Here is a 20,103-nt window from a genome sequence, read left to right on the forward strand (position 1 = left end):
CTCTCCGGGAGGCATGGTTGCACGACTATGCGGGCTACGCCACCTCAATAATCCCGCGAATAGCGCAGGGTCGCGCCCGATCCGCCGAACGAACTGGTCTGCGAGAGCACGCTCAATGCACGCGACAGCGACACTTCGAGCTGCGTCGCGGTGAAGCCGCGCGCATCGGTGATGATCTCGATATAGATATTGTTGGTGATGTACTTGCCCGCCGCCAGCGAGGTGCCGCGGCCGGTCGTGTCATCGGCGCCCAGCACGCGCAACCGGTCGATGCCCGTCGCCGACTTGAGCTGGCCGAGCGGGTTGAGCCCGCCGCCGGTCGCCCGCAACGAGTTGAGCGCCGCCGCCAACTGGATGGCCTCGGTGGCCGAGAGGTTGGTCACGTTGGTGCCGAAGAACAGTCGCGAGAGCACCTCGTCCTGCGGCAGCGCCGGGTTGGAGGTGAAGGCGATCTGCGGCTTCTGCGCGGTGCCGGTGATGTTGAGGATCGCGGTGACGCCTTCCGCCGTGGTGTTGGCGGAGATGTCGATCGTCGGGTTGGTCAGCTCCGCGCCCTGGAAGCTGATCACGCCCTTGGTCAGCTCGAACCGGCGGCTGGCGAAACTGTAGGTGCCGCGCACCACTTCCATCGTGCCGCGGATCTGCGGCGCCAGCGTCGTGCCGCCGATGGTGATGTTGGCCTGCCATTCGGACTCGAGGCCCATGCCGCTCACCATCAGGCGGTTGTTGGCGCGGACGCGGATGGCGAGGTCGAAATTGCCGAAGGCGCGCACCGGCTTCCGCGCCTGTGCCTGCTGGTTCGGATCCGCATCGCCCTTGCGCCGCACGCCGGTCAGTTCCGGAATCTCGGCCGCGCCCTGGCGGATGATCTGGTAATTCGCCTCGGGGATGTTGATCTGGCCTTCGATCTTCTGGACGTCGGCATTCTTGGTGATGGTCAGGTTGCCACTCGCCGTGGCACCCAAAGCCTCGCTCCGTGCGAGCCGCGCGTCGTCGAGCTTGACGGTGATCGCCATCGGGAAACCCTCTGCCGATGACAGACCCACCCGGCCGCTGGCGCTGACGGTACCGTCGCCAGCCTTGGCGCTTAGCTGGTTCAAGACGAAGGCATCGTTGGAGAACTGGCCGTCGATCTTCAGGTTGGTCAGGCGAGTACCGGTGCCTTCATTATCGTAGGTCAGGTTGTCGGCCCGGACGACGCCGTTCAGTTGCGGGCGATCCACCCTCCCGCTGAAATCCGCCGCCATGCCAATCGGGCCGGTCAGTTGCTGGTTGGGCAGCCCGGCAAAGGCAAAGGGGAGCGCCGATGGGCCGTTATAGCGGATTCCGCCGGAGAGGGGCGCCGCCATCAGTCTTTCGGTCCAGCTGCCGGCGCCCGGCCCGAGCGGGCGCAACGTCGTGACGATACGACCGATGGTCGTCGTCCCGCGCCGGATCAGCGCACGCAGGTCGCCGCCATCGGGAAGCAGCTTGCCGACCATACTGATGTGGACCGGCGTCGAGACGCGGACGAGGCTCGAGCGGGTGAGATCGTCGACCTCCAAGCGCAGATCCGCGCTTGGGAACGCATCGGGCGACGTCTGCGCAAAGTCGAGGCTGCCGGTCGCGGCACCGCCGATGCCGAGATCCGGCACAAAGGCATTCACGATCGCCAGGTCCAGCTTGTCCAGCCGGGCCTGGAGCACCGTGCCGTCGCCATAGCGACCGGCAAGGCGCACGCTGCCCTGGTCGAAATCGATCTGCGTCGGCAGCAGGCGGTAGGTCCCGTTCTCGACCGCGATCCGCACGGCCTGTGGCGTGCGGAACTTCACGCCGCTCGCCTGCCCCTGGAGTGCCGCCGTCCACAAATTCGGCGTCATCCGGCCATTCAGCGCAACGTCGAACGCCACGCCCGAAGAGCCGCTTGCCACCGCCTGTACCGTACCGTTGCCGCCGCGATAGTCGATCTTGGCGCGGGCGGTGCGCAGCAGGAACTCGCCTCGCTTCAGATTCGCGATCTGCACGTCGGCGACGACCTGCGGTTGATCCGCAAGCACGATGCTTGCGGTGGCGATGGCGCGGCCGATGGTCAGTTCAGCAACGCCGGGAATGGCGGCATTGGCTGCCGTCGCCTGCACATCCGCGCGCTGGAACTTGCCCTCGGCGCCCAACATGGCGATGCCGTCCACGCCCGATCCGCGGAAGGTCAGCTGGCCAGCGAACGGCCCCGCGGGTGTCGCCCGCAACTGGCCCGCAATGTCCATGCCCGCGAAGCGGGCGGCATTGACCTGGATCGCCAGCGCTTTGCCGGTGCGGACAAGGACATCCGCATTGAACGGCCCGTAATTGCTCTCGCCGGTGGAGGTCACTGCATAGGCGTCGCCGCGTCCCACCACCTTGGCCTCGACCTTGGCGAGCCCGATGCCCAGCCCCGGCTTCTCCGCCCGAAGAAGTAGCTGCGGCGCATTGAGCGTGCCGGTCACCTGCGCGCTGAGCGGACCATATTGATCGGAAATCGCGTCCGCCGTGATGCGGATCGGCCCGGCGGGGTCGTACGTCCCCTGCCCGCGCAACACGCGAAACTGGGGCGCGCGGACGCGGACATCGGCGATGCCGATTACCCCGCGGGGATCGAGGTTCAGCCTTGCGGACGCAACTGTGTTGCCGCCAAGGAAGTTGCGCGCGCCCTCGTTGAACAGCTTCCGTGTACGTCCAGCGACCTTACCGCGTATGCCCCAGCCCCCGCCGGGAGCGGTGTAGAGTTCTGCATCAGTGCTCAGGTCGACCACGCCAACCCCGGCGATGGTATAATCGTTGATCCGCCCCTTGAGCGCGCCGGTATAGCGCCCCTTGGCCATGTCGGCAGCGACGATTGCGGTAGCGTCGATCTTGTCCGACTTCAGCCGCAGATTGTCCGAGAGAATACGGCTGCCCGAGATGGCGAGATCGCCATTCACCGTGAGGTTAGTGACGAGCCCGCCCGCTGCCGCATTGAGCCCCGAGACCCGCGCGGCGCGGGCGCGCACCGGCACCAGGATGCGATCCGAATCCACGCGCGCCCGACCTTCGGCATAAAGCTGCTCGACTATTGTCTCGCCGAAGCCAATCGCGCCGGCGGACAGCTTGTAGTCGACCAGCGGAGTCGCAAAAGCGCCTTCCAGCGCCAGCGAAGCCCGCACCGATCGCCCGACCAGCTTCGGTGCGATCGTGCCCGGCTTCAGCAGCATCGCATCTACGTGCACGCCGTGAAACACATTGTTACCGAGATCGACCAAGCCCTGGGCCTGCGCGGAAAGCGCATCGGACTTGAGCTTGATCACGCCGTCCGCCTTGCGATCCGCCCAACGGAAATCGGTATCAAGCCGCAATCCCGGCGCAGTCAGCCGCTCGACCGGTCCTTGAAGATACAGGCCCGGGTGCGTCATCCCGCGGATCTGGAAGCGACCGTTATCGGCCGTCACGTCGAGATCGGCAAGGCTGCCGCCACCTAGTGTCGCAACTCCCTTGCCGGCCCAGTGCTTCCAGTCGCCCGCGCCCTGCACGGTCGCTACCAGTGGTGCCTGGAACTTGGCGAGACCGGCAACCAGGCCGCCCTTGGGGGCGTTCAGGCGCAGGTCGATGTCGAGCCGATTGGCCTGCGGCACCGCATCCAGCTTCAACGTAACGCGATCACCACCAGCTACGCCGCGTGCCGCGATGGTTCCGGCGTCCGCCACCAACTGGGCGCGCCCATCCGACAAATGCGCGGAGCCGCTGAGCTGCGCAATGTGACGCTGGCCGTCCACCGCCGGCGCAATATCGATCCGCGCCACGTTCAGGCGCGCGACGTCGACGTTCAGGTCCGGCAGCAGGGGCGCGTCGGGATCCCCAGACGGCTTCAGCTCGGGCAGCCGTGCGAGCCGGATTTCCGGGCTCTCCAGGTTGCGGATGTCGATCCGGTTCTTGAGGTAGGACAGCGGCCGCCAGTCCAGCTTGATCTCCTGCGCGGTGGCGAACACGCCCTTTGTGTCGCTCACGCGCACGTCGCGCAGCACCATGCCGCCATAGATCGAGCCGTCGATCCGACCGATACGGAAGCTCAGCCCGGATTCGAGTTTCAGCCGCGCCAGCTGGTCGGCGATCAGTCGCCGACCAGGCTGCGTGTCGAGCCCCAGTACGGCGAGCCCCGCCAGAGCAGCGATCGACACCAGGCCGACAGCGATCCAGCTGACAATCTTCACCCACAGCGATCGGCCGGTGCGCACCACCGTCACGGTCTCGGTTTCGGGCACTTCGTCCGCCATCAAAATGCCTGCCCGATCGAGATGTAGAGCGCGATTTTCGACTCGCCCTTCTTGCGTGCGATCGGCGTGGCCACGTCGACGCGCAGCGGGCCGAAATTCGTGTAGAGCCGGCCGCCGATGCCTGCGCCAAAGCGCAGGTTGCGGCCCGTAGGCGTGGTGCCCTCATAGACCTGGCCCGCATCGAGAAACGGCACGATGCCGTAATTGCCGAAGCGATAGCGCGCCTCAATGCCGAACTCGTTGAACGCACGACCGCCCACTGGCTTGCCGTCCGGCGAGCGCGGGCCCAGTTCCTGATATCCAAAGCCGCGGACCGATCCACCGCCACCGCCATAATAGCGCCGCGAAGGCGGCAGGTCGTCGCGCGAAACGCCGCTGATCGACCCTGCCCGCGCCCGACCTGCCAGCACGATACTGCTGGTAATCGGGTAATAGCCGTCTACCTCCAGCATCATGCGCGCATAAGGCCGCACCGAACCTCGTACCGACGTTTCGGCACTCAAATTGCCCTTGATGCGATAGCCTCGGGTCGGGTTCAGCAAGTCGTCCGACGTGTCATACCCCAGGAAGGTCGGGATCGCAGCGATAAGCCAGGTGCCCCGGTCGCGTTTCCCGAGATCGTAATTGTATCGATCCTCGTTCGAACCAACGAGCTCGGCGCCATAATAATAGGTCCAGCGCTTCTGCCAGATTGGGGTGGAGTCACGCGAAATACGCGTAGAAAGCGTTGTGGTGAACGCCTCGAACGCATCGTAATCGCTGTGATTGAGCGACGCGGTCACCAGGAAGGTCCGGTCGCGCTTGCCGGCATTGGACCGGCGGAAGGTAGTGGTCAGCGCCTGTTCCTGGGTACCGAAGATGCCGCTGACGGTCAGCGCGCCTTCGGGCGGGAACAAGTTCCGATGCGCCCAGCTCGCCTGCGCCTTGATACCTTGCCCCGTGCTGTAGCCGAGTTCGCCAGCCAGCGTTCGCGCCTTGCCCGCGACTTGGCGTACCAGCAGATCCACCTGCTGAGTCCCGTCGGGGCCTGGCGCATTGGTGCGCTGCGGCTCAACCGACACGGTAGAGAATAGGCCCGTCGCGATCAGCGCCTGCCGAAGGTCGTCGACCTTGCGGCTGTCATAGATCTGGCCTTCGCGATACCGCCGGAAGATCTCGATATGCTCCGACGTGAAAACCTGCCTGCGGCCGGCGGTCTGGATCTTACCGAAGCTCGCCCGTGGGCCCAGCGTTACCGGCAAGGTATAGTCCCCCGTGTGCGTTGCATCGTCGAGTACGACGTCCCGCTGGCCCAGCTCGACGAAGGGGTAGCCTTGCTGCGGCAGGCGCAGCGAAACGTTGGCCTCTGCCCCGAGCACACGATTTGCCTCAAGCGGATCCCCCGGGTTGAGGTTCAGCTCACGGTCGAGCAGGCCTGGCGGCACGGTCGGATCGCTCGTCACGCGTACGGCACCCAAGCGGTAGAGCTTGCCGGGTGAAGCGATGATCGTCGCCTTGACAGCGCCGGAATTCGGCGGATCCTGTGCGATGGAGGACGAGGCTGTGGCGTCGTAATAGCCGAGCGACTTCATCAGCCGCAGCGCCAGCTTCTCGTCCTCGCGCGCACGAGCCGAAACCATCGCGGCGTTGGCCGCCTTGCCCTTTCCGTGGTGAAGCGCCGATAGCTGGCGGAATTCGTCTTCCAGCCGAAGCGCCTCCAGCCCGTCGACCTGCACCGTGTACCGGATGGCGGGCGCCTTCTCGGCGTCGTCCGCAGTATCGCCGACCGGCTCGACCTTGAACGCGGCGAGCGGGGGCAGCGGCGCGAGCATCTCCGGCGATTCGGGACCAGCAGGCGTGAACCCCTGGTCGCCAGCAGGCGAAACACCCTGCGCTGCCGTGCCGAGCGCCGGCGTAGCATTGGATGCCGGCAGCGCGGGCTGCACGGTCGCCCTTGGATTCAGTGCGGGCTTTTGCGGCGCGGTGGTCGCCGGCTTCTGGAAGCCGCCCAGCGGCTCCAGCGGCGCATTGATATCGTCGCTGAGTTTGGGAAGCGCCTGCTCGAACGTCTTGTCTGGGACGATCGGTGCGTTCTCCTGCGCGTCAGCGGCAACAGGCTGGTCTTGCGCAGGCGACGCGGACTGCGGGGCGCCCTGCCCCGGCTTAGGATCGTTTAGCTGGGCGTGTGCGATAGCGGGCACGAACCCTGCCCCCGCCAACGCGGCGACCCAAACCACCCGAACCCCTTTACCCACGCGCCTCCTCCGGGAGCCGCGATTTCGACCGGCCCGCCCGCTCTCGTAACGGTCTATTGCGGATTTTGCTCCCCCCTCTGCGCCTTTCGACGCAATGCGCGCGGTCAACCGACGGCATGGGTCAGCTTCAGGCGGCCTTGAACGTCGCGGCGGCCGCCTCGATCCGGACCAGCATCGCCGCAAGCTGCACTCGCTCCGAATCGGAGAAGCTAGCGAACAAAGCGCGTTCTATCTCAAGCGCCTTCGGTGCGATCTGCTCATAGAGCTGCCACCCTTCCGGCGTCAGCGCGACAAGGTGCGACCGCTGGTCACTGGGGTTCGTAGCACGCGCGATAAGCCCCCGCTCGACCAAGCCAATCGCCGCTCGACTCACCGTCACCTTGTCCATCTGCGTGCGGCCGCAGAGCGCCTGCTGACTCATCGCCCCGCCCTCCGCCAGCACGGCGACGAGACGCCATTCCGGAATGCGCAAGCCGAAAAGCGACCGGTAGACACTCGCCACCGCGTCCGAGACCGCATTGGAGGCGATGGACATGCGGTACGGCAGAAAATCGTCCAATTTCAATGCAGTCATCCCCACCCCTTACCTAGGAATTAACCAATTCGCAGCTGACAACGCTGGCAGGTTGCAATTTTTGCAATGATACCGGTAACAGTTCGCACTTGCAGCAGATGCCGGTGCGGTGCAGAACGATCGGGCCTTTCAGGCATCCTCTCCTAAGACTTTCATAGGCTGCCCTCCGGGGCGGCCTTTTTTTTGGCGTGCGCCGGGCCGTGGATCAATGGTTGATCGGCGCCGGCTGCCATGTCACCAGCTCCACCGGGCCTATGTGCTGCGGGACGAGTTGAGGCCCGAGCCATACCGCCCAGGCGCCAGCCGCCAGCATCACCCCGAAAGGCAGCCGATCGCTAGCCCGCACACGCCGCCCTGCCACCATCATCGCCAGCACCACCGCAAGCCCGATCAGGCTTGCCGCGAGCAGAACCACCGGCAGATTGTCCCAGCCGAGCCAGCAGCCGATCGCCCCGAATAGCTTGGGATCCCCACCTCCCAGTCCCTGCCGCCCACGCAGCGCCTTGTAGACCCGTGCGACCAGCCACAGCACCGCGAATCCAACGACGCCGCCGATCACGCGCGCGCTGAGCGGTACGCCGTTTCCGGCCGCCCCCACGCAGAGCCCGACGACGGCCAACGCAACATTGAGCCCGTTCGGCAACCAGAAGGCTGCGAGGTCCAGCGCCGCGAGCGCCAGCAGCAGCCAGCCGAACACGGCGCCCACGACACCCTCGACACCCGGCGCGGCAAGCCCTGCCACCACGCCGATCGCTAGCCCAACCACCTCGGTCAACCAGTGGCTCGGCGCGATCCGGGCAGCGCAATGGCGGCAGCGCCCCCGTTGCACGATGTAGCTGAGCACCGGCACCAGCTCTGCAGCACCGAGACTCGTGCCGCAGGAATCGCATGCCGATCGCCCCTGCGCCACGCCACGCCCCTCGGGCCACCGGATCGCCCCCGTCGCGATGAAGCTGCCGAACACAGAGCCCAGCAGCCCGAGCAGGACAGGCCAGCCCCAATGGTCAATCGGTGTCATGCGGCTTTCGCTTGCGGATCAGATACCGATACACCCCGAAGACGTTGATGCAGAACAGCACCAGGTTCTGGGTCCATAGCGGCTCGTCGTCCGTCACCACCGCGCCGCTGATCCAGCAGATGCTGGATGCCACGAACAGGGCGAATCCCCAGCCGGTGACCCGCCTCCCGAGGTCCAGGGAGACCAGAAACGCCGCGATCATGCCGCTGATCGAGGCACTCCATTTCAGGATGTCGACAAGGTTCACGCACGGATCCCTTCCTGCGGGAGCGCGATGGCTTTTGCAAACCGCGCGCTGTCCCCCTAGATCACCGGCAAACACCCGAGAGGAGCCTTTATGTCCGCCGACCCTGTCGTCATCCTGTCCTATGCCCGTACGCCGATGGGAAGCTTTCAGGGCACCCTCGCGGATGCGGCAGCAACCGATCTTGGCGCCACCGCAGTGGGCGCAGCAGTCGAGCGGGCCGGTCTCAAGGGCGAGGCGATCGAGCGCATCTATATGGGCTGCGTGCTTCCCGCCGGACTGGGCCAGGCGCCCGCCCGACAGGCCGCATTGAAGGCGGGCCTGCCCCAGCACATCGAAGCGACGACGATCAACAAGATGTGCGGATCGGGCATGCAGGCGACGATCATGGCCGCGGAGGCACTTGCAGCCGGCTCGGTAGAGTTGCTCATCGCCGGCGGCATGGAGAGCATGACCAACGCGCCCTACCTGTCGATGCGCCACCGCAGCGGCGCGCGGATCGGCCATGACGTTCTGAAAGACCATATGTTCCTCGACGGGCTGGAAGACGCCTATGAGCCCGGCCGCCTGATGGGCAGCTTCGCCGAGGAGACGGCGAAGGAATATCAGTTCACCCGTGAGGCGCAGGACGCCTTCGCCATCGCCAGCCTGGAGCGCGCTAAGGCGGCACAGACCAGCGGCGCCTTCGATCGCGAGATCGTCCCGGTCGAACTGCAGGGGCGTAAGGGCGTGGTGACCGTGACGCTCGACGAGCAGCCGACTAAGGCCGATCCGGCCAAGATCCCCACGCTCAAGCCCGCTTTCGCCAAGGACGGCACGATCACCGCCGCCAATGCATCGTCGATCTCGGACGGCGCCGCGGCCCTGGTGCTGGCCCGTGCTTCGACGGCGGAGAAGCTGGGGCTGACGCCGATTGCGCGCATCGTCTCGCACGCCGCCCACGCCCATGCGCCGGCACGCTTCACCACCGCGCCCGTTTTCGCGATGCGCAAGGCGCTGGAGAAGGCGGGTTGGGAAACGGGCGATGTGGACCTGTTCGAAGTCAACGAAGCGTTCGCCTGCGTTACGATGATCGCGATGCACGAACTCGGGCTCAGCCATGATGCGGTAAACATTCACGGGGGTGCCTGCGCACTTGGTCATCCGATCGGCGCGAGCGGCGCGCGGGTGCTGGCGACCTTGCTCTCGGCGCTGGAAAGCAACGGCCAGAAGCGCGGACTTGCCTCGCTCTGCATCGGGGGCGGAGAAGCGACTGCAGTGGCCGTGGAACTGATGGATTGAGCTACGCCATAACTCCTCCCCTGAAGGGGAGGGGATGGAGTGGCGAAGTGTCTAGCGGAGTCCGGCGGACGTGCTGAAACCCCTCCCCCTGCAGGAGGGAGAAGGGGCCTGGTAGCGGTCCCTACCGAACCGTCTCGCCTGGATCCGTCCCCCAGATCCGCGCCTGCTCGACATAGCCCGCGCGCCCCCCGGCATCGAACCAGCACCAGCCGCCGCTGCACGCACTGATCTTGCCGACCACACCGGGCGCCGCGCGCCAGCTGATGTGCGAGTCGCTCGATGGGCTGCTGTGCAGCTCTGCCACGCCGCCCGCCACGATCGCGGTGCGCTTGTCGTCAAGCAGGTTGGCCTGCATCCAGCCTTCCGCGCCGTCCGGGTCGCGCACCTTCACCCAGGCGCCGTAGCTGGCGATTACCTTCACGGGCAGCCCGCGCCGCTGGTAGAACCAGTTGGTGGGATAGTTGCGCCCCGGTCCGGTTCGCATCCGCGCCTTGCTCGCCTTGAGCGACGCATAATAAGGCGGCTTGCGCTCCGCTTGCGCGGGGGTGGCCAAGGCGACAAGCGCCAGGGCTGCGATACCGATCGAGAGATGCCGCTGCTGCATGTGCCGTCTATCGACCAGCACGCCCCACGCTTCAACCGTTGACTGCGCCGTCCACACCGGCCAAGCCAGTCATATGGCCGATCCCAAGCGACCGTCCCGCCCCCGGGTGATCGTCACCCGCGCGCTGCCGCAAGCCAGCGAGGCGCGGATGGAAGCGCTGTTCGAATCGGTCGCGAATCGCAATGATGTACCGATGGATGCGGCCGCCCTCGCCGTCGCCATGGCCGACGCAGATGTGCTGGTTCCCACCGTCACCGATCGCATCACGGCAGCGCTGATCGCCGCCGCGCCAGAGCGGCTGCGGCTGATCGCCAACTATGGTGCGGGAGTCGGCCATATTGATCTCAAGGCCGCGCGCGCGCGCGGCATCGTCGTCACGAACACGCCCGGCGTGCTGACCGACGACACAGCGGACATGGCGATGGCGCTGATCCTCGCGGTGCCCCGGCGACTGGTGGAGGGCGACAAGCTCGTCCGCTCCGGCGCCTGGCGCGGCTGGAGCCCCACGAGCATGCGCGGCCACCGCATCGGCGGCCGCAAGCTCGGCATCCTGGGCATGGGCCGTATCGGCCAGGCGGTGGCGCAGCGGGCGCGCGCCTTCGGGCTGCAGATCCACTATCACGGGCGGCACCGGGTGCATGAGGTGCTCGAGCACCAACTCGGGGCCACCTATCACGACAATCTCGACGCGATGCTGGAAGCGATCGACATCCTGACGATTCACACGCCGCACACCGCCACCACCAACGGCCTGATCGACGCGCGGCGGCTCGATCTGCTCGGTCCCGAAGCCTGGCTGGTAAATACCGCGCGCGGCGAGATCGTCGACCCGGAGGCATTGCTCTCCGCCCTGCGAGACCGCCGTATCGCCGGCGCTGGGCTCGACGTCTATGTCGACGAACCCAACGTCGATCCGCGGTTGATGGATCTGGAGAACGTGGTGCTGCTGCCGCACCTTGGCTCCGCCACGTTCGAAGCGCGCGAGGCGATGGGAATGAAGGTCATCGCCAACATCCGCAGCTGGGCCGATGGCCACCGCCCGCCGGATCAGGTGTTCGAGGGATGGCTTTGAACGCTTAAGCCCCTCCCCTTCAGGGGAGGGGCTTGGGGTGGGGCAGTGTCTCGATAGAGACCGACAAGCGTTCTGGAATCCCTCCACCCCAACCCCTCCTCCAAGGAGGAGGGGCTTAGAAGTGTGTTCCTCAATCCCCGGTCAGGATCCGGTCGACCAGCTGCTTCACCGTCGGCACGAAGCCGTTGGAATAGAACGGATCGCGCTTGAAGTTGTATGCGGCGTGGCCCGCGAACATCAGGTTCTGGTCGGTATCGCCACCATGGGCAATATCCTGCAGGGTCTTCTGGATGCAGAAGCTGCGCGGGTCGGCCAGGCGCCCCGTTGAGTTCGTCTCCGTATCCGCCCAGGACGAGAACTGGCACTGGCTTAGGCAACCCATGCAATCGGCCTGGTCCTTGCGGATCACCTGCTGGTCCTCGCTGGTCACGAACACCAGCGTGTTGTCCGGCGTCTTGAGCGCGCTGGTGAAGCCCAGGCCGTGCCACTCCCGCGCGCGCAGCAGGTCGTTGCGGGTCACCCAGAAATTCTTGCCCTTCACACCCACATCGAGCTGGAAGGTGTGATCACCCGCCGCCTCGGTTGAATACGGGATCTGGCGCTCGCTTCGCGCTTCCAGATGGCGAAGGAACGGGTTGCGCACCGCGCTCGAATAGAAACCGGTCGGCGAGAAGCGGTGCAGCAGTACCTCCCCTTCCTCGATCTCCATCAGCTTGGCTTTCCAGCCGTCGGGGATCGGGCTCTCCTGCGTCAGCAGCGGACGCGTGCCGAACTGAAATGCGATCGCACCAAGCTCGGGATTGTCGATCCAGTCGTTCCAGTCGCGGAGATACCAGACGCCGCCGGCCATCACGATCGGCACGCTGTCCGGCAGACCGCCTTCGCGCATCACGTCGCGGAGCGCCTTGACGCGCGGATAGGGATCCTGCGGCGCGCGCGGATCCTCGGCGTTCGACAGGCCGTTATGGCCGCCGGCGAGCCAGGGATCCTCATAGACCACCGCCGCAAGCCATTCCTGCGCCTTCGAGTAGGCCCGCTTCCACAGCGCGCGGAAGGCGCGACCGGAGCTGACGATCGGGAGATAGCTCACCTCATGGTGCGCCGCGATCTCGCTGAGCTTGTAGGGCATGCCCGCGCCGCAGGTGACGCCTGCCACCATCCCTTTGGTCCGCTCCAGCACGCCCTGCAGGACCCGCTGCGCGCCGCCCATTTCCCAGAGCACATTGATGTTGATCGCGCCCTTTCCGCCGGCGATCTCGAACGCGCGCTTCACCTGCTGGACGGCGCCTTCGATCGCGTACTGGATCAGCTCTTCATGGCGCTCGCGGCGCGTGAGGGCACGATAGATCTGCGGGATGATCTTGCCGTCCGCGTCGTAGCTGTCGGCGTTGACCGCGCTGACCGTACCGATGCCGCCGGCGGCCGCCCAGGCCCCCGCGCTCGCATGGTTGGTCGCTGCGACGCCCTTCCCGCCCTCGACCAGCGGCCATACTTCACGACCGTTGTAGTTGATGGGCGAAAGACCCTTGAACACACTGCCTCCACAAAAATTGCCGCGCGACGCTAGCCGGAACGGCCGCGACAAGCGAGTAACAAATGCTGGCCTCAGCCAAGCGCGCCCGGCCGCCCCATTGCTTGAGCATAAAGCCGCGCATAAGCCGCAACCATCTCAGCCTCGTCATACAACGCTGCAACACGTAGCCGGTTCGCCTCGCCCACGCGCTTCCGTTCATCGGGATATTGCGCGAGCAGATCGAGCCGGTCCCGCAGCGACACCTCGGTCCGGTCCGGAGAAAGATACCGCCGATTGGGCTCGGACACCATTGCCGCAATATCCCCTACCTGCGGCGCTACCACCGGAAGCCCGGCCGCCATCGCCTCCAGCACCGAAACCGGCGCCTGCTCGCTCTTCGACGACAGCGCGAACAGGTCGAACAGACCGAGATAGCGGTGCGGATTGGCGATGAAACCGGGCAGGAACACCTGATCCTCGACCGCCATCGTCTCGGCCTGGTCGAGGATAGCCTGCCGTTCCGGCCCGTCGCCCAGGATCACCAGCTTGAACCGCGAGGACATTCCCGCGACAGCGCGGACCAGCATCGGCAGGTCCTTCACCGGGCGCAGCCCGGCGAGGCAGCCGATGAACACCTCCCCCTTGCGGCGTTTCTCCAGCATCGGCAGCAGCTTGGGGTCGAGCTGGCCGGTATAGCGTGCAGTCGGCACGCCATTGGCGATACGCACCAGCCGCTCGGCCGGCTGCTTCCAGAACTTGGTCGCGACCTGCTCGAGCTTGTCTGAGGGGACTACCAGCGCATTGGCAGCGGGCAGTGCCATGCGGCGATACATGTTGCGGACGGTGCTCAGCTTTTCCGCCTCGTCGGCGTTGAACCCGTCTTCGTGGTGGATGATCGGTGGCAGGCCCTTGCCGAAGACGCGCGCCGCCATCACGCCGTCGATCGCGCCCCAATTATAGGTGAGCACAAGATCGAAGCGGCGCATGAAACGCGCGATCTGCTCGTATCGCCTGACCGAAGGCTTGCCGCTGAGCGGAGGCGGATCGAGCGCGATTTCGTACTTGATATGCTTGTCGATAGCGTCGCGGGCGCCGAGCTGGTCGGGCATCGCCGAAACGATCGTGTGCCGCGCGCGGTCGCCGAACGCGTTCATCAGCTGCACCGCCCGCGCTTCCTTGCCGCCGAGCGCGAAGGTCGAATGAAGATGGAGGATGTGGATCGACATGGGGGCCGGGGTTTAGCGAGCGATTGCGACGCCGTCATCCGTTAGGATGTGAACGGGACCTCAGACAATCTTCGCCAGCAACCGCTCGATCCCCGCCACCGCTTCCGGCTCATCCAACGCAGGAGCATGCCCCACGCCCGCCACCGTCACCAGTTCCGCGCCGGGCACCCGCGCGACCATCTTTTCCGCCGTTTCCGCACGCAGGATGTCCGAGCGTTCGCCGCGCACCACCAGCAGCGGACGTCCGGCGAGCGCGTCGATCGTTGGCCACATGTCGGGCCCGGCCTCGTTGCCCGGCACGCGAAACGGCTCGGCGATCTTCATATCGTAATCGAGCACGATGCGGCCCTGGCTGTTCACCCGGTGCAGCCGCTTGGCCATCGCCAGCCAGTCCTCGATCGCATAATCGGGATAAACGTCCGCATTCGCCTCCGCCACGCCACGCGCCGCATGCATCCAGGTGGGATACCAGACCTGCTTGCCGACATAGGTGCGGATCCGCGCCAGTCCCGCTGGGTTCAGTTCCGGGCCGACGTCGTTCAGCACCGCCCCCGCCAATTTGCCGCCATCGGTCGCAGCGAGCAGCATCGTCACGATACCGCCGAGCGAGGTGCCAACTGCCACGAACCTCTCGACCTTCAGCTCGGCGAGCAGCGCCTCCACATCCTGCAGATAGGTGAGCGGCACATAGGTCATGGGATCCTTGGCATAGGCGCTCTCGCCGCGTCCGCGGAACTCGACGCACAGCACGCGCCAGTCGCCCGAGAAACGCGTTGCCAGGTCGGCGAAGTCGCGCGCATTGCGCGTAAGCCCGGGAAAGCAGAGCAGCGGCGGGCGGTCGTCTCGCCCCGGATAGTCGCGATAATGCAGCCGCAGGCCGTCTTTCGACCACCAAACGCCATCGGAGTAGTTGCGTCGAGCATCCATCGCGCCCCATATCGCTGCATGGCCTTCGCTCCGCAACAGGCGATCCTCGAACTCGGGGATGGCTTCTACGATCCGGTGGCGCCCGCGCGCTTTCCTCAGACGATCCTTCGCTTCCGCAACGACCGCGCCGCGGCGACCGTCGGACTGGAGGGACTGAGCGACGCCGAGTGGATCGCGTATTTCGCTCGGTTCCAGCCACTCTCCGGCAGTCTCCCCCAACCGCTGGCGCTCCGCTATCACGGGCACCAGTTCCGCGTGTACAATCCGGAGATCGGCGACGGCCGCGGCTTCCTGTTCGCGCAGATGACCGACCGCGACGGCCAGCTGATGGATCTCGGTACCAAGGGATCGGGCCAGACGCCCCACAGCCGCTTCGGCGATGGCAGGCTGACCCTCAAGGGCGGCGTTCGCGAGATACTGGCGACCGAGATGCTCGAGGCGCTGGGCGTATCCACCAGCCGCACCTTCTCTCTGATCGAAACCGGCGAATCGCTCAATCGCGGCGACGAGCCCTCCCCCACCCGCTCGGCGGTGCTGGTCAGGCTCAATCACGGCCATATCCGTATCGGCACCTTTCAGCGCCTCGCCTATTTCCAGGATGAGGAAGGACTGCGGAAGCTCACCGCCTATGTGCTCCGCCATTACTATGGCGAGCAGGATGGGCCAGACGCAGCGCAGCGTCTGCTCGCCCATGTCGTCGCCCGAACGGCGCGGATGGCAGGCCAGTTCATGGCCGCCGGCTTCGTGCATGGCGTACTCAACAGCGACAACATCAACGTCACCGGCGAAAGCTTCGACTATGGCCCTTGGCGCTTCACGCCCAGCTGGGCGGCGAACTTCACCGCCGCCTATTTCGACCATGCGGGACTTTACGCCTTCGGCCGCCAGCCCGAAGCGATCTATTGGGATGTGATGCAGCTTGCCATATCGCTCCGCCTGATCGCCGAGGAGGCGCCGCTGATTGCCGCGCTGGAAGGTTTCGCGCCGGCCTATCACCGCGAGGAGGCCGATGCCGTGCTCTGGCGGCTTGGTATTCAGCCGCGCGACGACGCCAGCGACCGCGCGCTCACCGAAGCGGTGGAGGTTGCGCTGAGTCAAACGGGCACGCTGCTTCACCGTTTCTATTTCGATGCGTTCGGCGGCAACCTGCCGGACCAGTATGGCAGCGACTTCGACGAGGTCCGCAGTCGCCTTGCCGATTATCGCCCGCGCAAGGCCCGCGACCATGGCTATTGGCGGGGCGAACCCTGCGGGATGCTGATCGACGAGGTCGAATCGCTCTGGTCCGCCATTGCCGATCGGGACGATTGGGGGCCGCTTACGGCCAAGATCGCGGCCATTCGACACATGGGCGAGGCTCTGGCCTAGCGCCGCGAAATCGGGCAATACCCACGCCATACAGGGCAACGAACCAGAAAACAGAAGGCCCAATGCCGGACCAGGAACTCCTTTCGACCGAACCCGCAACGGGCGCCATTCTCTGGCGTCACCCGATCGGGGATGCCGATACCGAAGTCGCAATAGCCCGGGCGAACTGGGCGCAGTGGGCGGCTCGCCCGCTTGCCGTGCGAATAGAGGCATTGCGCCGCTTCGCAAATGTCGTCCGACAACGTGCCGACGCCTTTACCGATCTGCTCGCTCGCGAAACCGGCAAGCCGCTCTGGGAAGCGCGTACGGAGGTCGAGACGGTGATCGCCAAGGTCGACATCTCGGTTACCAGCTATTCCGAGCGCACGGGCCAGCGCCGGATCGAAGCGCCGATGAACACGCGCCTCGCGCTGCGACACAAGCCGCACGGGGTGCTTGCGGTGCTCGGTCCCTATAACTTCCCGGCGCATCTGCCGAACGGCCACATCGTGCCCGCGCTGCTCGCCGGCAACGCCGTGGTATTCAAGCCTTCGGAAAAGACGCCCGCCAGCGGCGCCTTCCTCGTCGAATGCTTCCACGCCGCCGGCATCCCCGAAGGCTGCGTGCGCTTGCTGATCGGCGGCCCGGATCAAGGCAAGGCTCTGGCCAGCCACCCCGATATTGACGGGCTGCTATTCACAGGCTCGGCCAATACCGGCATCGCGCTCAACCGCCAGTTTGCTGCGCGTCCCGAAAAGATCCTCGCGCTGGAGATGGGCGGCAACAACCCGATCGTGGTCTGGAACACGCCGGATCTCTACTCCGCCGCGGTGCTGGTGGTGCAGTCTGCCTTCACCACCGCTGGTCAGCGCTGCACCGCCGCACGCCGGCTGATCGTCGACGAGAAGCTGTTCGAACCGCTGATGGCGGAGCTCAACAAGCTGATCGGTCGCCTGATCATCGGCGAGCCGCACGCCGATCCCCAGCCCTTCATGGGGCCGGTGATCGACAACAATACCGCCGACATGCTCACGGAGAGCTTCCTTACCCTCTCGACCATGGGCGGCCGCCCGTTGCGACATATGGAACGGCTGATCGAGAACCGCCCGTTCCTCACCCCTGGCCTCGTCGACATGACCGACGCGCGGGAAAAGGTGGATGTGGAGCTGTTCGGCCCGATCCTACAGGTGTTCCGCAAGGCAACGTTCGAGGAGGCGATCGCGGAGGCGAACGACACGCGCTACGGACTGTCCGCCAGCCTGGTGAGCCAGGATCCCCGGCTCTACGACCAGTTCTGGGCGAATATCCGTGCGGGTATCGTCAATTGGAACAAGCCGACCAACGGCGCCTCGTCGGCGGCACCATTCGGTGGCGTGGGCTGGTCGGGCAACCATCGGCCCAGCGCCTATTATGCAGCGGACTATTGCGCCTATCCTGTAGTCTCCTCGGAGTCCGAACAGGCGCGCGCGGCGATGGGCGTTGGGCTGCGCGACGCCTGAACCGCGCGTTAGACTTTTCGCAACCCTTCCGCTTAACTGCGGTTTCAGGCCCCTGCCCCCATGGTGCCCGCCTTCGGACGGGATGATAGGATGGATTCGGGGCGCACGTCCGCGACGATTTTTAGCCTGACGCACGATCTGCCGGCACCGCGCGCTTCGGGCGCGGTGCCGGCAGACGGGCTCGACGCAGGCCGGCTGGGTATGGGTAGCGACCTGCTCGCATGCGGCATCCACTGGATCGGCCGTGCTGGCGCGCGCCTGCAGGTGCCGCAGGATCTTGCCGAGCAGATGCCGGTACAGCTCCATGTCGGCGGCAGCGAGCCGCTGATCGGCCGCACGCTTTGGTCGGACGGGAACGAGGCCGGGCTCGCTTTCGACGCGCCGGTGGACGTTTTGGGGATGCTTGCCCGCGCCCTGGCGCGCACCAGCGCCGAGCGCCGCCGTCTGCCGCGTATCGAGCTGCGCCACACGGTAGGCGTGCACCATGGCGGCGACGTCGAGCAGTTCCGCACGCGCGACATTTCGCAAGGCGGCGTGGGCGTCGAGGCACGCGGCCTCGCGGTGGACGAAGCAGTGCAACTCACCTTCGACGGCATGCGACCGCTCGACGGCATCGTCCGTTGGGTTATCGGGGAGACTGCCGGCATCGTCTTCGCCGAGGAGCTCGGCTGGCAGACGCTGTTTCCCTGGCTGCGCGGCATCCAGCATGCGCTCTTGCCCGGCGGCGCTGCGCTCGAAGGCGAAGGACTGTTGCAGGACAAGCTGGCGATCCGCCTGGATCTGCCGGGCCGCGTCCGCGAAGGCACCGCCTGGTGGAACTGCCGCATCCACGCGCTTACCGCCCATCAGGTCGAGTTCGAGGCGCGACAGAGCTTCTGTCCCGGCGCGCCCCTGTGGGTGGCCCTTCCGGAAATCGGCGGCGGTCCCGCCCGCGTGCTGCAGACCCGGCAGGGCCGCACGCTCGCCGAATTTCGTCTGCCGCTCCGCGACAGCGACCTGCGCATGCTCACCGCGAGCCGCCGCCCAGGTTGATCCCCCTTGCATCGCGGACGCCTCCCCGCCAAGCGGGGGCCATGGCACTCCTTCCCATTGCCGAAGCCCAAGCGCGGCTGCTCGCACTTGCCGGCCGCACGCCCGTCGAAATGGTCCCACTCGCCGAGGCGGTCGGTCGCTGGGCGGCCGAGCCCATAGCCGCACGGCGCACCCAGCCGGAAAACGATCTGTCGGCGATGGACGGCTACGCCATCCGTTTCGCGGACCTGCCCGGCCCCTGGATCGTGATCGGCGAGAGCGCGGCGGGCAAGGGCTTCGCCGGCACCATGGCGCCCGGAGAAGCCGTGCGGATCTTCACCGGCGCGCCGATGCCCGCCGGAGCCGATACGGTGCTCGTTCAGGAAGAGGCTGCCCGCGACGGCGATCGGCTTAGCCTTGCCGGTGAAGGCCCCGCCTATCTCGGCCGCAACGTGCGTCGCCGCGGCCTCGACTTCGCGGCGGGCGACGGACTGATCGCGGCAGGCGAACGGCTGACACCGGCGCTGATCGCCCTTGCGGCGATCGCGGGCCATGCCACGCTGCCCGTGCACCGCAAGGTTCGCGTCGCCATCGTGGCGACCGGGGACGAGCTTGTGGCGCCGGGAGCCGCCATGGGCCACGCGCAAATTCCCGAGTCCAATCGTATCATGCTGGCTGCCCAGCTCGCCGACCTGCCGATCGAGATCATTGATCTCGGCATCCTCCCGGATAATCTTGGCGCTCTTACCCGCGCCTTTGCCGAGGTGCAGGCAGATCTGCTGATTACCAGCGGCGGTGCGTCCGTGGGCGACCACGACCTTGTTCGACCTGCGCTGGAAGGCGCCGGGGCAAGGATCGATTTCTGGCGGATCGCATTGCGCCCAGGCAAACCGATGATGGCGGGGCGGCGCGGTGACATGGTCGTCCTGGGGCTTCCGGGCAACCCGGTCTCGGTGTTCGTCACCGCCCTGCTCTTTGCCAAGCCATTGATCGCGCACCGTTCCGGTGCCGCGGACCCATTGCCCGTGCACCGCACCGCCATTCTTGGGGAGCCCCTGCCCGCCAATGGCCCGCGCACCGATTATCTTCGCGCGGCGCTGATCGACGGCAAGGTCCATGCATCGGCGATCCAGGACAGTTCGATGCTGCGCACGCTCGCGCGAAGCACGTGCCTGATCGTACGACTGCCCCACGCGCCAGCTGCAAAAACATCCGACTCGGTGGAAATCCTCGACATCGCTTGACAGCGCCTCGGAACATTGCATAAACGTTCCCAGTCTGTTCTGGACCC

At 66.2% G+C, this 20,103-nt stretch carries 15 protein-coding genes; 6 read left to right on the forward strand and 9 right to left on the reverse strand.

Going from position 1 to position 20,103, the window contains the following annotated elements; genetic code table 11:
• Window positions 1-44: 44 nt before the first annotated feature.
• From A7X12_RS13940 to A7X12_RS13960, 5 genes are all read right to left on the reverse strand, one after another.
• A complete protein-coding gene (locus A7X12_RS13940; RefSeq protein ID WP_064312182.1) occupies window positions 45-4,262 on the reverse strand; it encodes a translocation/assembly module TamB domain-containing protein in 4,218 nt (1,405 codons plus the stop codon).
• A complete protein-coding gene (locus tag A7X12_RS13945) occupies window positions 4,262-6,496 on the reverse strand; it encodes an autotransporter assembly complex protein TamA (RefSeq protein ID WP_232318509.1) in 2,235 nt (744 codons plus the stop codon). The genes A7X12_RS13940 and A7X12_RS13945 overlap by 1 nt, the downstream gene beginning before the upstream one ends.
• 127 nt (window positions 6,497-6,623) lie before the next feature.
• The gene (locus tag A7X12_RS13950; protein ID WP_064312184.1) at window positions 6,624-7,070 is read right to left on the reverse strand and encodes a MarR family winged helix-turn-helix transcriptional regulator; all 447 of its coding nucleotides are present in this window, start codon (window positions 7,068-7,070) and stop codon (window positions 6,624-6,626) included.
• Between the two features lie 205 nt (window positions 7,071-7,275).
• Window positions 7,276-8,088: a prepilin peptidase gene (locus A7X12_RS13955; protein ID WP_064312185.1), complete on the reverse strand. Its 813-nt coding sequence runs from the start codon at window positions 8,086-8,088 to the stop codon at window positions 7,276-7,278.
• Window positions 8,075-8,335, reverse strand: coding sequence for a hypothetical protein (locus A7X12_RS13960; protein WP_232318510.1), 261 nt, complete (start codon window positions 8,333-8,335; stop codon window positions 8,075-8,077). Before A7X12_RS13960 ends, A7X12_RS13955 begins: the two co-directional genes overlap by 14 nt.
• 90 nt (window positions 8,336-8,425) lie before the next feature.
• Between A7X12_RS13960 and A7X12_RS13965 the strand changes: the two genes are divergently transcribed.
• The gene (locus A7X12_RS13965) at window positions 8,426-9,613 is read left to right on the forward strand and encodes an acetyl-CoA C-acyltransferase (protein WP_064312186.1); all 1,188 of its coding nucleotides are present in this window, start codon (window positions 8,426-8,428) and stop codon (window positions 9,611-9,613) included.
• 121 nt (window positions 9,614-9,734) lie between these two features.
• Here the strand turns inward: A7X12_RS13965 and A7X12_RS13970 are convergent, their stop codons facing one another.
• A complete protein-coding gene (locus A7X12_RS13970; protein ID WP_064312187.1) occupies window positions 9,735-10,217 on the reverse strand; it encodes an SH3 domain-containing protein in 483 nt (160 codons plus the stop codon).
• Between the two features lie 73 nt (window positions 10,218-10,290).
• Between A7X12_RS13970 and A7X12_RS13975 the strand changes: the two genes are divergently transcribed.
• Window positions 10,291-11,289, forward strand: a complete 999-nt coding sequence (locus A7X12_RS13975) for a 2-hydroxyacid dehydrogenase (RefSeq protein ID WP_064312188.1) — start codon at window positions 10,291-10,293, stop codon at window positions 11,287-11,289.
• Between the two features lie 130 nt (window positions 11,290-11,419).
• On the opposite strand, the gene A7X12_RS13980 is transcribed toward A7X12_RS13975, so the two are convergent.
• The 3 genes from A7X12_RS13980 to A7X12_RS13990 form a co-directional block, all read right to left on the reverse strand.
• On the reverse strand, window positions 11,420-12,823 hold the full coding sequence (locus tag A7X12_RS13980) for an NAD(P)H-dependent flavin oxidoreductase (RefSeq protein ID WP_064312189.1): 1,404 nt from the start codon (window positions 12,821-12,823) through the stop codon (window positions 11,420-11,422).
• A gap of 71 nt (window positions 12,824-12,894) precedes the next feature.
• On the reverse strand, window positions 12,895-14,028 hold the full coding sequence (locus A7X12_RS13985; RefSeq protein ID WP_064312190.1) for a glycosyltransferase: 1,134 nt from the start codon (window positions 14,026-14,028) through the stop codon (window positions 12,895-12,897).
• A gap of 60 nt (window positions 14,029-14,088) precedes the next feature.
• Window positions 14,089-14,955, reverse strand: a complete 867-nt coding sequence (locus tag A7X12_RS13990; protein ID WP_064312233.1) for an alpha/beta fold hydrolase — start codon at window positions 14,953-14,955, stop codon at window positions 14,089-14,091.
• An 18-nt stretch (window positions 14,956-14,973) separates the two neighbouring features.
• Between A7X12_RS13990 and A7X12_RS13995 the strand changes: the two genes are divergently transcribed.
• The 4 genes from A7X12_RS13995 to A7X12_RS14010 all read left to right on the forward strand — a co-directional run bounded on the left by A7X12_RS13995 (window position 14,974) and on the right by A7X12_RS14010 (window position 20,056).
• Complete coding sequence (locus A7X12_RS13995; RefSeq protein WP_064312191.1) at window positions 14,974-16,323, forward strand: protein adenylyltransferase SelO family protein; 1,350 nt, start codon at window positions 14,974-14,976, stop codon at window positions 16,321-16,323.
• A gap of 62 nt (window positions 16,324-16,385) precedes the next feature.
• A complete protein-coding gene (gene astD, locus A7X12_RS14000; RefSeq protein WP_064312192.1) occupies window positions 16,386-17,801 on the forward strand; it encodes a succinylglutamate-semialdehyde dehydrogenase in 1,416 nt (471 codons plus the stop codon).
• A 90-nt stretch (window positions 17,802-17,891) separates the two neighbouring features.
• A complete protein-coding gene (locus tag A7X12_RS14005) occupies window positions 17,892-18,833 on the forward strand; it encodes a PilZ domain-containing protein (protein WP_232318511.1) in 942 nt (313 codons plus the stop codon).
• Between the two features lie 41 nt (window positions 18,834-18,874).
• Window positions 18,875-20,056, forward strand: coding sequence for a molybdopterin molybdotransferase MoeA (locus tag A7X12_RS14010; RefSeq protein WP_064312194.1), 1,182 nt, complete (start codon window positions 18,875-18,877; stop codon window positions 20,054-20,056).
• Window positions 20,057-20,103 lie beyond the last annotated feature (47 nt).

Origin of the sequence: Sphingomonas sp. TDK1 (assembly GCF_001650735.1) — a bacterium.
Classification (GTDB): domain Bacteria; phylum Pseudomonadota; class Alphaproteobacteria; order Sphingomonadales; family Sphingomonadaceae; genus Sphingomonas.

Excerpts from the sequence above, each read along its gene's own strand:
- A7X12_RS13950 (WP_064312184.1), bottom strand. The coding sequence starts at position 7,070 with ATGACTGCATTGAAATTGGACGATTTTCTGCCGTACCGCATGTCCATC.
- A7X12_RS13955 (WP_064312185.1), bottom strand. The coding sequence starts at position 8,088 with ATGACACCGATTGACCATTGGGGCTGGCCTGTCCTGCTCGGGCTGCTG.
- A7X12_RS13975 (WP_064312188.1), top strand. The coding sequence starts at position 10,291 with ATGGCCGATCCCAAGCGACCGTCCCGCCCCCGGGTGATCGTCACCCGC.
- A7X12_RS13995 (WP_064312191.1), top strand. The coding sequence starts at position 14,974 with ATGGCCTTCGCTCCGCAACAGGCGATCCTCGAACTCGGGGATGGCTTC.
- A7X12_RS13965 (WP_064312186.1), top strand. The coding sequence starts at position 8,426 with ATGTCCGCCGACCCTGTCGTCATCCTGTCCTATGCCCGTACGCCGATG.
- A7X12_RS13970 (WP_064312187.1), bottom strand. The coding sequence starts at position 10,217 with ATGCAGCAGCGGCATCTCTCGATCGGTATCGCAGCCCTGGCGCTTGTC.
- astD (WP_064312192.1), top strand. The coding sequence starts at position 16,386 with ATGCCGGACCAGGAACTCCTTTCGACCGAACCCGCAACGGGCGCCATT.
- A7X12_RS13985 (WP_064312190.1), bottom strand. The coding sequence starts at position 14,028 with ATGTCGATCCACATCCTCCATCTTCATTCGACCTTCGCGCTCGGCGGC.
- A7X12_RS13990 (WP_064312233.1), bottom strand. The coding sequence starts at position 14,955 with ATGGATGCTCGACGCAACTACTCCGATGGCGTTTGGTGGTCGAAAGAC.
- A7X12_RS13940 (WP_064312182.1), bottom strand. The coding sequence starts at position 4,262 with ATGGCGGACGAAGTGCCCGAAACCGAGACCGTGACGGTGGTGCGCACC.
- A7X12_RS14010 (WP_064312194.1), top strand. The coding sequence starts at position 18,875 with ATGGCACTCCTTCCCATTGCCGAAGCCCAAGCGCGGCTGCTCGCACTT.
- A7X12_RS14005 (WP_232318511.1), top strand. The coding sequence starts at position 17,892 with ATGGATTCGGGGCGCACGTCCGCGACGATTTTTAGCCTGACGCACGAT.